The organism is Bradyrhizobium sp. ma5, from assembly GCF_042258955.1.
Taxonomy (GTDB): Bacteria; Pseudomonadota; Alphaproteobacteria; order Rhizobiales; family Xanthobacteraceae; genus Bradyrhizobium.
The window spans coordinates 2,703,634-2,716,589 of the sequence record NZ_CP170156.1 but is presented as its reverse complement, the minus strand read 5'-3'; the positions used below and the strand labels follow the sequence as shown (position 1 = coordinate 2,716,589).

At 64.8% G+C, this 12,956-nt stretch carries 13 protein-coding genes; 6 read left to right on the top strand and 7 right to left on the bottom strand.

The features are described 5' to 3' along the window. The first annotated feature begins 4 nt into the window (after positions 1–4). Both ACE103_RS12540 and ACE103_RS12535 read left to right on the top strand, forming a co-directional pair. Positions 5–784 carry an alpha/beta fold hydrolase gene (locus ACE103_RS12540; protein WP_375779673.1) on the top strand — a complete coding sequence of 260 codons (780 nt, stop codon included), beginning with the start codon at positions 5–7 and terminating at the stop codon, positions 782–784. A gap of 346 nt (positions 785–1,130) precedes the next feature. After that, a complete protein-coding gene (locus ACE103_RS12535; protein ID WP_375779672.1) occupies positions 1,131–1,592 on the top strand; it encodes a hypothetical protein in 462 nt (153 codons plus the stop codon). 110 nt (positions 1,593–1,702) lie between these two features. Here ACE103_RS12535 and ACE103_RS12530 read toward each other — a convergent pair whose 3' ends face one another. From ACE103_RS12530 to ACE103_RS12520, 3 genes are all read right to left on the bottom strand, one after another. Further along, a complete protein-coding gene (locus tag ACE103_RS12530; protein ID WP_375779671.1) occupies positions 1,703–2,020 on the bottom strand; it encodes a DoxX family protein in 318 nt (105 codons plus the stop codon). Between the two features lie 3 nt (positions 2,021–2,023). Beyond that, positions 2,024–2,914 (bottom strand): NAD-dependent epimerase/dehydratase family protein, encoded by an 891-nt coding sequence (locus ACE103_RS12525; protein ID WP_375781097.1) that lies wholly within the window; start codon positions 2,912–2,914, stop codon positions 2,024–2,026. Between the two features lie 100 nt (positions 2,915–3,014). Next, the gene (locus tag ACE103_RS12520) at positions 3,015–3,923 is read right to left on the bottom strand and encodes a LysR family transcriptional regulator (RefSeq protein WP_223968172.1); all 909 of its coding nucleotides are present in this window, start codon (positions 3,921–3,923) and stop codon (positions 3,015–3,017) included. Between the two features lie 342 nt (positions 3,924–4,265). On the opposite strand from ACE103_RS12520, the gene ACE103_RS12515 reads away from it, so the two are divergent. The 3 genes from ACE103_RS12515 to ACE103_RS12505 all read left to right on the top strand — a co-directional run bounded on the left by ACE103_RS12515 (position 4,266) and on the right by ACE103_RS12505 (position 6,214). After that, on the top strand, positions 4,266–4,634 hold the full coding sequence (locus tag ACE103_RS12515) for a hypothetical protein (RefSeq protein WP_375779670.1): 369 nt from the start codon (positions 4,266–4,268) through the stop codon (positions 4,632–4,634). A gap of 24 nt (positions 4,635–4,658) precedes the next feature. Continuing rightward, entirely contained in the window at positions 4,659–5,339 is a 681-nt protein-coding gene (locus ACE103_RS12510; protein WP_375779669.1) for a phosphotransferase, read from the top strand. 62 nt (positions 5,340–5,401) lie between these two features. Further along, positions 5,402–6,214, top strand: a complete 813-nt coding sequence (locus tag ACE103_RS12505; RefSeq protein WP_375779668.1) for an aminoglycoside phosphotransferase family protein — start codon at positions 5,402–5,404, stop codon at positions 6,212–6,214. A gap of 66 nt (positions 6,215–6,280) precedes the next feature. On the opposite strand, the gene ACE103_RS12500 is transcribed toward ACE103_RS12505, so the two are convergent. The 4 genes from ACE103_RS12500 to ACE103_RS12485 form a co-directional block, all read right to left on the bottom strand. Next, a complete protein-coding gene (locus ACE103_RS12500) occupies positions 6,281–7,303 on the bottom strand; it encodes a S1C family serine protease (protein ID WP_375779667.1) in 1,023 nt (340 codons plus the stop codon). 79 nt (positions 7,304–7,382) lie between these two features. Continuing rightward, on the bottom strand, positions 7,383–7,832 hold the full coding sequence (locus ACE103_RS12495) for a hypothetical protein (RefSeq protein WP_375779666.1): 450 nt from the start codon (positions 7,830–7,832) through the stop codon (positions 7,383–7,385). A gap of 7 nt (positions 7,833–7,839) precedes the next feature. Then, complete coding sequence (locus ACE103_RS12490; RefSeq protein ID WP_375779665.1) at positions 7,840–9,441, bottom strand: GMC family oxidoreductase; 1,602 nt, start codon at positions 9,439–9,441, stop codon at positions 7,840–7,842. 122 nt (positions 9,442–9,563) lie between these two features. Further along, the gene (locus ACE103_RS12485; protein WP_375779664.1) at positions 9,564–10,787 is read right to left on the bottom strand and encodes a cytochrome P450; all 1,224 of its coding nucleotides are present in this window, start codon (positions 10,785–10,787) and stop codon (positions 9,564–9,566) included. 234 nt (positions 10,788–11,021) lie between these two features. Here ACE103_RS12485 and ACE103_RS12480 point away from each other — a divergent pair, with 234 nt between their 5' ends. Beyond that, positions 11,022–12,656: a flavin-containing monooxygenase gene (locus ACE103_RS12480; protein WP_375779663.1), complete on the top strand. Its 1,635-nt coding sequence runs from the start codon at positions 11,022–11,024 to the stop codon at positions 12,654–12,656. Positions 12,657–12,956 lie beyond the last annotated feature (300 nt).

Genomic DNA, 12,956 nt, shown 5'->3' with positions numbered 1-12,956 from the left:
GGCCATGCAGCTTTCCGTCAACGGGTCAGACACCTTCATCGCTACCGGCGGCAAGCCGTTCGATGCCTCGCTACCGGCCGCGGTGATGATCCACGGCGCCGGCTTCGACTCTTCGACCTGGGCGCTGCACAGCCGCTGGTTCGCCCATCACGGCTATTCCGTTCTTGCGCCCGACCTCCCCGGCCACGGCCGCTCCGCCGGCAAGCCGCTCGCGACCATCGCCGAGATGGCCGACTGGGTCGCGGCGCTGATCACCGCCGCCGGCGCGTCGAAGGCCCGGCTGATCGGCCATTCGATGGGCTCGCTGATCGCGATCGAGACTTCGGCGCGGCATCCCGACAAGGTCTCCGGCCTCGCGCTGATCGGCACCGCCGCGACCATGACGGTCGGCCCCGATCTGTTGAAGGCGGCCGAGGCCAATGACGTGGCCGCGATCGACATGGTCTCGATCTGGGGCCTCGGCTTCAAGGCCGAGCTCGGCGGCAGCCTCGCGCCCGGCCTCTGGATGCACCAGGGCGCGCAGCGGGTGCTGCAGGAGGCTAAGCCCGGCGTGCTCTACAACGACCTCAACGCCTGCAACGCCTATCAGAACGCGCTCGCGGCTGCGGCCGCGGTCAAGGTGCCCGCAACGTTCGTGCTCGGCGAGCGCGACATGATGACCCCCGCCAAGGCCGGCAAGGCGCTCGCCGCTGCGACGCCGAATGCCCGCATCGTGGTGCTGCCAGGTGCGGGCCACATGATGATGGTGGAGCAGCCCGACGAGCTATTGGCGGCGCTGCGGTAATCGCGCTTGAGATCCCGCTTCCTTCTTCCATTGTGGGAGAAGGTGGCGCGGATGCAATCCGCGCCGGATGAGGGGTTTGTCTCCGCGAATAGAGACCCCTCGACCGGCTCAGATGCTTTCGCATTCGAGGTGCGCCACCAAAATATCGAAAACAACCCCATGCAAAGTAGCAGGCGGCCGCCGGCCCACGGACAAGCAACTTGACACGTCGGGCAACTCAGCGATATCTTCTATTATTCCGAAAATCCGCAAACGCCCCGCGCCTGCACAATAGTTCGCATTTCTTTGATTTGTACAGGAAGCCATCAATCCGCTCGGCTTAAGCGAGGGTCGGACGAGATACCGCATGACAACTCTGCGCATTTACGATTATCGCGATGGAGTGCTGGCGCTCGACTTGAGCGACCTAGTCGACTTGCTTGCTCCCCGCTCACTCGAAGCCAGTTGGACGGCTTCGCCCGTTCGGGTAAATCATCCGGACCTCGGCCGCTTCTGCGATGAATTCATGGTCGTTGGGCAAGGCAAAGCGGGCCAGCACCCGCTAGAAGTACTCGCGGCCAACGGCTCGTCGTTCGATGGCATTAGGTTCTCGGAGGCCGCTCACACAGCACGTCAGGTGATTTGGGGGCAATTCGTCGCGGCTCTCTCGGAGCAGGACGACCATTGGGTCGACATCCGCGCGATAGACAGCACGTTCTACGAAGTAACGACGTCGGATAAGGCCGTGCTCAATGCAGTTTGGGCGTCTTACAAAGACGTTCGAGTTGCGTCCGGGCCCACGATATCGGTTCCTATTGACCGCATCTGACGCGAAGAATATCCGGGCGATCCGACGGTTTGACGCCCAAGGGGGCACGGTCCCCTCGGGCATTTCAAGCCGATCGGCAGCCTCCTCAAATGCCCGGAGCGACCGATCTTTCAGGAAATCCAGCTCGCCATCACGAGCAAGGCGGCGAAGCAACCGATCGGTGCGAGATGAGAAAACTCCCGATGTCGCAGGACGGTCAAAGCTGCTGCTGCGAGAATGACGGCGCAGAGGATCAAGCCTGCTGCGCGGGTTGCCGGTAGTGCAACCAGGATGGCGGCCGATATCTCCAATCCGCCGGTGACCCGGCACCACCACGCGGGATACCCCCATCGAACAAAGTCGCTCCGCGTCGTCGACGTCGCGATCGCATTGAACAGACCAGCACTGGCGAAGGCAGCGGCAAGCAGCCTGATGAATATCAGGTGCATGACTTAAGCGACCGCCAACGCATAGGCCCGTAACTCGTCGATGATCGATCCCCGCGAAGGATTCCAGCCGAGTTCGCGCTTTGCCTTCTCGCTCGAGATGATCTGATCGGAGGCGATCGCATCGGCGAAACCCCAGAGGACCTTGCGCGCCTCTTCGAGCGGCCATGCCGCTACTCGGCCCCCGGCACCGCCCAGCTCGCTCGCTGCGCGTGCGATCTCGATGAGCCGCGGCGCCGAACCGTGCGCGCCATTGAAGACGGATCCCGCCGGTGCCCGCGCGAGCGCGAGCGCATAGAGATCGGCCAGATCGTCGGCATGCACGGTCGACCAGCGATTTTGACCGTCACCGACATGAAGCGCCGCACCGTGTTCCTTGGCCGTTGCGACCATCATCATCGCGGCGCCGCCCCAGTTGCCATACACCCAAGCAGGCCGGATAACGACCGGATGGACGCCCTCGGCTTCGGCCGCGAGGATCTCGCGTTCCAGGGCCTGGCGCCAGCGGACCATCTCGACCGGGTTCAGTGGAGTGCGCTCGGTCACTGGCATGTCACCCGTGGAGCCGTAGACCAAACTGCCACTGGTATAGATGAAGCGCTTACCCGTTCCGCGCTGGGCTTCGAGGATCGCGCGCGTCGCAATCTCATCGAGCGACGCAGCGTTCTGATCGTTGGGCGAAGCGGCATGGACGACGGCGTCCACGCCTCGCACCGCCGAGATCAAGCTCACCGGGTCGGCAAGCTCACCCATCTCCGCTACGAAGCCTCGGTCGAGCAGCTTGGCCGCGCTGGCTTCCGACCGAGCGAGTCCCACGACTTCATGGCCTGCCTCTTTCAATCGGTGCGCTACCGCACCGCCGATCAAGCCAGTCGCGCCTGTTACCAAAACTCGCATGTCGATCACCCTTCAATTTCGGTGAATCCAACAAAGCGGAACGGCAATGCGGATGGAAATCGCGAGTTCTGATGTGGCGCTATCGATCGCGCCGATGGCGTCAGGCCGAGGCGGCGATTCTGGTGATGATGCCGCGCAGCCAGGCAATGGCCCCATGGGTATCCGCCCGCCGGTGCCACATCAGGTGGAGTGGCCAGGTCGGCAGTTCGAGCGGCGGATCATAAATCGCTATGCCTGCTCCGGTACCAGCGAACCTTCGTGCGACCCGGGAGGCCAGCGTCGCGACGAGGTCGGTCCCGGCGATCACGAAAGGGGCGGCCAGGAATTGCGGCAGGCTCAGCACGACGCGCCGTTCGAGACCGAGATCGGCAAGCCTCAGATCGACGATCCCGGAGCGGTCGCCTTCCGGAGAGACCAGAAGATGCGGCGCCGCTGCGAAAGCCTTCAGGCTTGGACCATCCGCGAACGCCGGGTGTCCCTCCCGCACGACGCAGGCGAAACTCTCAAGAAAGAGCGGGCTGCTGATAATGCGCGCCGACGTCTCGACGGGGAAACCGATCGCCAGGTTCGCCTCGCCGCTGTCGAGCAGCGTGATGGCTTCGTCTCGTCCGAAGATCCCGCAGACCCGCACATTGATGTGCGGGGCGTCGATGCTGAGGCGGGCCATCAGCGACGGCAACAAAACGAACGCCGCATAGTCGCTCATCGCGAGCGTGACGGTATTGTCGGCCGTCGCGGGGTCGAAGCTATCGGCCTGTAGCGCGCTCCGGAGCAGCCGGAGCGCATCCGAGACGGGACCAGCAAGGTCATGGGCGCGGGGCGTCGGCTGCATGCCTGAAGGCGTTCGCACGAACAGCTCGTCCCCAAGAAGCTCTCGCAAGCGCGTGAGTGCTCCGCTCATCGCCGACTGGCTGAGGCCGATCCGCGATCCGGCGCGCGTCACGTGGCGCTCCGCGTACAGCGCATCAAAGGCCTTCATCAAATTAAGGTCGAAGCCGGCTATATCCATGTGGCCGACCATAAGCGAATGCGCCGAACGGGCATAGCGGCCATACGTCAAGCGCACGCCGGCGCCGTCTGCAAAAGGTCAATAGGCGCCGTCCTCCTTCCAATCTATGCTAATGTGGTGCGTCATTTGGCGCAGATGGAGCGTGCACTCTCAGGTTAGGAGGCCGATGCATGAAGATGAAGATTGTGACCGTCGTGGGCGCTCTCGGAGCGGCCTTGGTGCTGTGTAGCCTCGGAGCGTCCGACGCTGAAGCCCGGGCGCGGAAGGCACAAGTCGTTCATGAACGAGCGAGGGTCGTTATCTCGACGCCCGTGATAACGCCGACTCCGTGGGACTATTATATTGTTCCACGATATCGCTATCGCCCAGAAGACGACCGCGTCGATCCATATGGGCCGCCTCTGGTGTCGTCTTGGCTCCTCTATGAAGGGTGGCGGTGGCCATACTGGTGATGAACAGCGACCACGCCAAACGGATCGCATTCGGAGAGAAGCCGGTGATGGCCCCCTGACGGACGCGGCGGTGGAGCGTAACGCCCGGCCGCGCGACGGGAGGGTTCCTTTTTGCTCGCCGCCGGTGTTTCGTCTGTCACGGCGGAGAACGGGCATGCAGGGATCGCTGGGAGAGAAGATCGGCGATGGGCTTTTCGCTGATGTCTACGCCTGGGCGCCCGGTCAGGTCGTCAAGTTGTCCAAGCCAGGTATCCCGTAATGGGTCGTCCAGCACGAGACGCAAATGACCCGCGCGGTCTTCGCCGCCGGCGGCCCAGCGCCGGAGGTGCTCGGCGAAGTCACCCTGGACGGCCGCTTTGGCATCGTGCTGCCGCGGTTCGATGGGCCGACCCTGACGCAGGCTACGCGCACCGGCGCCATCACGCGTGAACAAGCGGGCGCAATCCTTGCGACGCTCTGCCTTGCCGTTCACAAGACGCGACCGCCGCCGGACGCACTCTCGCTGCGCGAGGCGATGGACGCCAGATTGCGGTTCGGCGGCAAAGTGCTTCCAGAGCGCATCACCACCGGCGTCCTCGCGCTGATCGAACACCTCGCGCCCGATGACGTTCTGTGCCATTCCGATCTTCACCCCGGCAACGTGATCATGACGGCGCAGGGTCCGAGACTGATCGACTGGCTCGGCGCGGCTCGTGCGCCCGCCGCCTACGAGATTGCACAGTGCCATATCCTGCTTGCCGAGATTGGCTCGGAACACGCCGACGATCCGGAGCGGGCCACGGTCAATTCGGTTCTGCAGGCGGAGTATGCGCGGCTGGCCGGCATAGCCCCTGCGGCGCTGACGGCGGCGATGCAGCCCTATTTGCCGATCGTCCGCGTCTTCCTGCTGCTCGGCGGGGCGATGCCTGACATGCGGGAGCGGCTGATCCAGCGCGTCGAGGCGGCCCTGCGCTCCGTGGGGTGATTACTCTCGGTCATCGCGCTCCGCCTATGGTGATTGACGTCACAGCAACACGGAGGCTGAAGATGCAGGGATCGCTGGGGGACAAGATCGGTGAAGGCGCCTACTCCGAAGCCTACGCCTGGGCGCCGGGGCAAGTCGTTAAACTGTTCAAGCCCGGCTTGCCGCGGCGGATGCCTCGGTTCGAGGTGCAGATGATCCGCGCCGTCCACGCTGCCGGCGCTCCGGTACCGGAGGTGTTCGGCGAGGTGACCCTGGACGGGCGCTTCGGCATCGTGCTGCAGCGCCTCGATGGACCGACCCTGCTGCAGCTAACCCGAACCGGCGCGGTGACGTTCGAACAGGCCGGCGCGATCGTCGCGGCTCTTGCCATGTCCATTCACAAGACACCCCTGCCGCCGGAGGTCCTCTCCATGCGCGAGTACATGGAGGCTCAGCTGGGGCACGACGACGGCAAGCTCCCGAAGCACATCGCCACTGAGATCCTCGCGCTGATCGATCGCTTGCCGCCGGGCGACGGGCTTTGCCATACCGACCTGAGCCCCGGTAACGTGATCATGACAGCGGAAGGCCCAAAGCTGGTCGACTGGATCAGCGCGATGTGCGGGCCCGCCGTCCTCGAGCTTGGGTTCTTGCGCGTGATCCTGTCCGAACTCGGGCCGGAAGTCGCCGACAATCCGGAGCGGCCGCGCGCGACCAATGCGGCGGCGCAATCCGAATATGCGCGGCTGGCCGGCATGTCTCTCGCGGAGCTAACGGCGGCAATGGAGCCGTATTTGCCCATCGTCCGCACCTTCGCCGTTCTCGGCAACGCGGTGCCTTCGCTGCGGGAGCGGCTGATCCAGCGCATCGAAGCGGCACTGCGCTCGGAAGACTGAATTGCATTGGTTGCGCTCGCGAGCCCAAGTGGCCTGTCGAAGCGAGCCGTCAGCGTCCTCTCTGGCTCACTGCTTCGCGGGCTTACGCTCGATCGGATGGATGTCGATCGCGCGCAGGCGGCCGAGGCGGAGCACGTCCATCGACAGGGTGCGGTCGATCCGGCTGTGATCGAGCGCGCGGATCAGGTCGTCAACACCGTGGATCTCGATGCCGTCGAGCCTGATGACGACGTCGCCGGGCAACAGGCTGGCGCGCGCAGCCGGGCTGTCCGGCTCGATCTGCATCAACAGCGCACCCATCTTGTTCTCGACGCCGGCGAGCACCGCATGCCGCCGCGGCACCGGCGCGGTCTGCCCGGCAACGCCGATATAGGCGCGGCGGACATAGCCGTGGCGGATGATCTCCGACAGCACGAACTGTGCGGTGTTGCTGGCGACCGCAAAGCAGATGCCCTGCGCGCCGTTGATGATCGCGGTGTTGATGCCGATCACCTCGCCCTTGGACGACACCAGCGGGCCACCGGAATTGCCGGGATTGAGCGCTGCGTCGGTCTGGATCACGTCCTCGATCGTGCGCCCGCTGACGGAGCGGATCGAGCGGCCCAGCGCCGACACCACGCCGGCGGTGACCGTCGATTCGAAGCCGAGCGGATTGCCGATCGCGACCACGAGCTGGCCGCGCCGCAGTGTCTTGGAGTTGCCGAGCGAGGCATAGGCCAGATCGCGCGCGCCGTCGGCCCGCAGCAGCGCGAGATCAGTGTCGGGATCGACGCCGAGCACATGGGCATCGGTGTCGAAGCCCTCGGTGTCGCGCAGGCGGATCTCCTTGGACGATCCGACCACATGGCTGTTGGTCAGCACGAGGCCGTCGGGCGAGATTACGATGCCCGAGCCGAGCCCGCCGCGCTCGCGCCCATTGCGCACCTTGGGTCCGGTTTCGACACGAACCACAGCGGGGCCGACGCGATCGGTGACGTCGATCACGGCATTGGAATAGGCATCCAGCAACGCCCGGTCATCGGTTTGAGCAGCATCAGCCCCCCGCGATGACGGCGTGTCAGCGGCGGTATCTGAGGTAAAATCCAGCATGGCGAGAGTCCTTTGGTCCCCTCAGATGGTGACCTGCTCCCGCCGCCGCAAGTGGTTACGCCTGCACCTGCCCGATCGGCTAGGTCGCCCCGCGCAGCGTGCCGCCGCGCGCCTTGACCGGATCGAGCAGCGACCAGTCGCCGTCCGGCAGCACGTAGCCCTTCGGGAACGGCGCGCGCAGCTCGAGCCCGAGCGAGCGCAGCACGCGGTCGTCGCGGTAGTAGCATTGCAGCACGACGCGGACGAGCGTCGCCGCCGTAGCGCCGCCACGGCTCCGAAACTCCTGCGCCACCGCGTCGCGCCTGGCCTCGTCGAGCTCGGCAAGCGGCTTGCCCGCAAGCTGCGCCAGATGATCCAGCGCCTGCGCGACCAGCGCGGTGTCGCGGCCGAGCGTTGCCAGCATGTCAGCCTGGATCACGGCATCATCAGCCCCCGGCACCTTGTACTCTTCACTGGCGGGCACGATCATCGCGGCGACGGTGCGCAGATCGGCGCGCTGGGCTGCGGTCAGTTGTTTTGCATCGGACATGTCGGTCTCAATCGAACAGATTGGCGAGGCGCTGCTTCATCTGGTCGGCGATGTAGAGCGCAAGGGCCTGGATGGTGGAGGTCGGATTCACGCCGCCCGAGGTGACGAAGATGCTGCCGTCGACGATGAACAGGTTCTTCACGTCGTGCGAGCGGCCCCATTCATTGACTACAGAGCGCGCCGGATCGGTGCCCATCCGCGCGGTGCCGAGCAGATGCCAGCCGCCCCACGGGATCGGCGCGTTGACGCAGAGGTCGGTGGCGCCGGCGGCTTCGAGAACTTCGCGGCCGCGCGCCAGTGCATGGTCCATCATCTTGCGGCTGTTCTCGCTGATCGTGTAGTCGATCCGCGGTGCCGGAATGCCGTGGCTGTCCTTGCGCACCGGATCGAGTGTGACGCGGTTGTGGTCTTCCGGCAGATCCTCGCAGATCGCCGAGAAGCCGAGCCGATGACCGTTCAACTTGCGGAAAACGCGGTGATGATCCTTGCCCCAGGGCAAGATGCCCTTCTGCTCGCTCGACACGGCCTCGAACACCGGTCCCGCCCCGCGGACGAACTGGACGCCATAGCCGCGGACGAAGCCGCGCGAGAGGTCCGTGTCATACCACTCCTTGCTCCACAGGCAGGTCGGCGGCGCGCGGTTGGAATCGGTCGGCTCGGCGACATAGCCGTAGATCTGCGCATAGGGATGGAACATCAGGTTCTTGCCGACCAGGCCGGACGAGTTCGCCAGGCCGTTCGGGAATTTCCCCGACACCGAATTGAGCAGCAGCCGCGGCGTGCCGACGCCGTTGCAGGCGACGATGACGACCTCGGCCGGCTGGAATTGCTCGACGCCGTCCTTGTCGTAATAGACGACGCCGGAGGCCATGCCGTGTTCGTTGGTCAGTATCTCGCGCACCCGGCAATGCGTCTTGACCTCGACCCCGGCGCGGATCGCGTGCGGCCAGTAGGTAATGTCGGTCGAGGACTTGGCGCCCTGCGCGCAGGCCGGCGTGCAATGGCCGAGATTGATGCAGCGCGCCCTGCCCTCGTAATCCGTCGTCGCAACCGTCGTGTCCGACGGCCACCAGTGCCAACCGAGCTCGTTCATCGCCTTGCCTATCATCGGGCCGGACAGGCCGAGCGGCTGCGGCGGCATCGGCGGACGCGACAGCGGCGACAGCGGATCGCCGGACAGGCCCGACGTGCCCATCATGCGATCGTTCTCCTCGAAGAACGGCGTCAGTGCGTCGTAATCGATCGGCCAGTCGTCGGCGACGCCGTCGAGCGTCCTGACCTTGAAGTCGGAGGGGTGCAGCCGCGGCCAATGCGCGGTGTACATCACGGTCGAGCCGCCGACGGCGTTGAAGTTGACGACCTTGATCGGCGAATTGTCGTCGTTGATCGGATAGTCCTCCGGCCGCTTGCGGATGTTGGGGCTGGACGACCACTCGCCGTAGAATTTCGCCTCCCAGTCGCGGCCCGTGCTCGGATACTCGGCAGGGTTCATCCAGCCGCCCTGATCGAGGCAGAGGATATGCATCCTGGTATCGGCGAGGCTCCAGGCTATCGCGGCGCCGGAGGCCCCGGCGCCGATGATCAGGACGTCAACGGGATCGTTCTTCATTCTTGTTTCCTGGTATTGCCTTCATCGTCATTGCGAGGAGCGACAGCGACGAAGCAATCCATCTCTCCACTTGTGGCTCCATGGATTGCTTCGCTTCGCTCGCAATGACGGGGTGATGCGGCTCAATTCACGATTCTCACCGGCAAGCTTCGTATACCGCGGATGAAATTGGAATAGAGCCTTTGCGGCGGGCCCATCAGCTTAAAACGCAGATCGCGCGCCAACACCTCCTCCCAGAGGATGCGCAATTGCTGCTCGGCGAGGCGGTCGCCGACGCAGCGGTGAATGCCGGCGCCGAAGGCGAGGTGCTGGCGCGGCTTGGCGCGGTCGATGATGAATTCGTCGGCCCGTTCGATCTTGTCCTCGTCGCGGTTGCCGGAGATGTACCACATCACCACCTTGTCGCCCCTCCTGATCCGCTTGCCGGCGAGCTCGACGTCGTTGCGCGCGGTGCGGCGCATGTGCAGCACCGGCGTGTGGTAACGGATGGTCTCGGAGACGAGGTTCGGGATCAGCTCGCGCCGGGCGCGGACCAGCTCGAATTGCTCGGGGTTTTCCACCAGCGCCATCAGCCCGGCCGACATCGAATTCCGCGTCGTGTCGTTGCCGCCGACGATCAGGAGCCCGATGGTGCCGATGAACTCGCGCGGCTCCAGATTCCGCGTCGCTTCCGAATGCGCCAGCATCGAGATCAAATCGAAGGTCGGCGGCGCATCGACCCGCGCGTCCCATAGCTTGCGGAAATATTCTCCCATCTTGATCAGCTCGGCGGTGCGTTCAGCCTCCGAATGCACCACCGCGTCGGGGGACTCGATATTGGCGATTGCGACATCCGACCACCAGGTCAGCTTGGCGCGGTCTTCTGCGGGAAAGTCGAACAGCGTCGCCAGCATCATGTTGGTGAGGTCGACTGAGACCCGCTCGGCCCAGTCGAAGGTCTCGTTGCGCGGCAGCGCGTCGAGTACGGCCGCGGTGCGCTGGCGGATCAGCGCATCGAAATTGGCGAGGTTCGACGGCGCCACGATCGGCGCCACCGTGCGGCGCTGCGCGGTGTGGCCGGGGGGGTCCATGCGGATAAAGCTCGGCCGCTCCTGTCCTTTCGGCTGGTCAGCGACCTGGATACCGCCGAGTTCGGAGGCCGAGGAATAGTTCTGATGATCCAGCTCGACCGCGAAGATGTCGTCGTAGCGCGTTACCGACCAATACGGGCCGTAAGGTGAAGCCTCGCAATAATGCACGGGGTCGTCGCGGCGAAGCTGCGCAAACAGCGGCCGCCAGGTGTCGTCCTGATAGAGCCGGGGGTTACTGACATCTGTCGACGTCGGCCTGCGCAGCGCCTCTCCCATCGCCTCACTCCCGCTGGTTCCGTCGCCGCTTGGCGGGCGATCGTCTTGTCGGGCCGACGATAGCGGGTATCTCGCGGCCGAGTAAAGCCGCGGGACGGACAGTCCGCCGCGCGGAATGCGCGCAGGCCGGCGCACCCGGCAAATCGCGATAGCTGCCCCGCTGATCGATGTTTGTCGGCGGCGGTCAGACCGGTTAGCCTTGCGCGCAATCAACCGATCAGGGAGCGACGACAGGTGGCCGCAACGCGCCAGGACAACAGCCCCGAGAAGGCCGCGCTGGACTACGACGTCATCATCATCGGCGCCGGCCTGTCCGGCATGTACCAGCTCTACCGGCTGCGCGAACTCGGCCTCTCGGCGCGAGTGTTCGAGGCCGGCACCGGCGTCGGCGGCACCTGGTACTGGAACCGCTATCCCGGCGCGCGCTTCGATTCCGAAAGCTACTCCTACGGCTATTCGTTCTCGAAGGAGCTGCTCGCGGAATGGGAGTGGTCGGAGCATTTCGCCGGCCAGCCCGAAACCTTGCGCTACTGCAACTATGTCGCCGACAAGTTCGACCTGCGCCGCGACATCCAGTTCGAGAGCCGCATCACGTCCGCGATTTACCAGGACGACACGCGAAGCTGGCAGGTCACGCTGGAGGACGGCGTCCGCCGCTCCTGCCGATTCCTGATCACCGCGATCGGCCCGTTGTCGACCCCGACCCTGCCGCGCATCGAGGGCCGCGACGATTTCAAGGGGCAATCCTTCCACACCGCGCGCTGGCCGAAGGAGGAGGTGGATTTCGCCGGCAAGCGCGTCGCCGTGATCGGTACCGGCGCGACCGGTATCCAGACCATCCAGACCATCGCTGGCGAGGTCGGCCACCTCACCGTGTTCCAGCGCACCGCCAACTGGGCCGCGCCGCTGCACAACGGCAAGATCGACGCCGAGACGCAAGCCAGGATCAAGGCCGGCTATCCCGAGATCTTCGCGCGCTGCAAGGAGACCTTCGCCTGCTTCGTCCATACGCCCGACCCGCGCGGCACGTTCGAGGTCAGCGACGCCGAGCGCGAGGCGTTTTACGAAAAACTCTATGGCGAGCGCGGCTTCGGCATCTGGCAGGGTAACTTTAGGGACATCCTGATCGACCGCAAGGCAAATGCGACGATCAGCGATTTCGTCGCGCGCAAGATCCGCCAGCGCGTCAAGAATCCCAGGGTCGCCGAGAAGCTGATCCCGACAAACCACGGTTTTGGCACGCGGCGGCTGCCGCTCGAGACCTTCTATTACGAGGTCTACAATCGCGACAATGTCGAGCTGGTCGATCTGAAGGCGACGCCAATCGAGCGGATCACGCCCGAGGGCATCCGGACCACCGACAAGGACTACACCTTCGACATCATCATCTATGCCACCGGCTTCGACGCCATCACCGGCAGCTTCGACAACATCGATTTTCGCGGCGCGCACGGCGCGCGGCTGAAAGAGAAATGGACGCACGGCCCGGAAACCTATCTCGGGCTGATGGTCGACGGCTTCCCCAACATGATGATGTTGATGGGCCCGCACACCGCGCTCGGCAACATCCCGCGCAGCATCGAATACAGCGTCGACTGGGTTACCGGCCTGATTCGGTTTGCCCAGGAGAGAGGCCTGACCTTACTCGACGCCACCCCCGAGGGAACCGCCGACTGGACCGATCACGTCAAGGCGCTGGGTGTCGGGCTGCTCTCCAACGAGGTCGACTCCTGGATGACCGGCATCAACCGCAACGTCGAAGGCAAGCAGACCCGCATCGTCGCCCGCTACAGCGGCAGCGCGCCGGCCTATCGCGCACGGTGTGATGAGGTGGCGGCGCAGGGGTATGCGGAGTTGAGGTTGGGGTAGCGCGCGGTCGTTCAGTGATGCGAGGCGACTACCCATCCTCCGCCGTCGTCCTGGCGAAAGCCAGAACCCATAACCACCGCATTCAGTGATGAAAGGGATTGCGGCCCCAGCATCGCGCAACTATCAATATTTGGGGTAATGGGTCCTGGCCTTCGCCAGGACGACGCCGGTGGATCGTTCCCGATTCAAGATGTCAAAGATGCGGTGTCATCACCCGCGAAGGCGGGTGATCCAGTATTCCAGAGACAGTAGTTATCGAGCCGAGAGGCCGCGGCGTACTGGATCACCCGGTCGAGCCGG

What these genes read in the sequence shown, in the direction of transcription:
- ACE103_RS12540 (WP_375779673.1), top strand. Translation starts at nt 5, where the DNA reads ATGCAGCTTTCCGTCAACGGGTCAGACACCTTCATCGCTACCGGCGGC.
- ACE103_RS12535 (WP_375779672.1), top strand. Translation starts at nt 1,131, where the DNA reads ATGACAACTCTGCGCATTTACGATTATCGCGATGGAGTGCTGGCGCTC.
- ACE103_RS12530 (WP_375779671.1), bottom strand. Translation starts at nt 2,020, where the DNA reads ATGCACCTGATATTCATCAGGCTGCTTGCCGCTGCCTTCGCCAGTGCT.
- ACE103_RS12525 (WP_375781097.1), bottom strand. Translation starts at nt 2,914, where the DNA reads ATGCGAGTTTTGGTAACAGGCGCGACTGGCTTGATCGGCGGTGCGGTA.
- ACE103_RS12520 (WP_223968172.1), bottom strand. Translation starts at nt 3,923, where the DNA reads ATGGATATAGCCGGCTTCGACCTTAATTTGATGAAGGCCTTTGATGCG.
- ACE103_RS12510 (WP_375779669.1), top strand. Translation starts at nt 4,659, where the DNA reads ATGACCCGCGCGGTCTTCGCCGCCGGCGGCCCAGCGCCGGAGGTGCTC.
- ACE103_RS12505 (WP_375779668.1), top strand. Translation starts at nt 5,402, where the DNA reads ATGCAGGGATCGCTGGGGGACAAGATCGGTGAAGGCGCCTACTCCGAA.
- ACE103_RS12500 (WP_375779667.1), bottom strand. Translation starts at nt 7,303, where the DNA reads ATGCTGGATTTTACCTCAGATACCGCCGCTGACACGCCGTCATCGCGG.
- ACE103_RS12495 (WP_375779666.1), bottom strand. Translation starts at nt 7,832, where the DNA reads ATGTCCGATGCAAAACAACTGACCGCAGCCCAGCGCGCCGATCTGCGC.
- ACE103_RS12490 (WP_375779665.1), bottom strand. Translation starts at nt 9,441, where the DNA reads ATGAAGAACGATCCCGTTGACGTCCTGATCATCGGCGCCGGGGCCTCC.
- ACE103_RS12485 (WP_375779664.1), bottom strand. Translation starts at nt 10,787, where the DNA reads ATGGGAGAGGCGCTGCGCAGGCCGACGTCGACAGATGTCAGTAACCCC.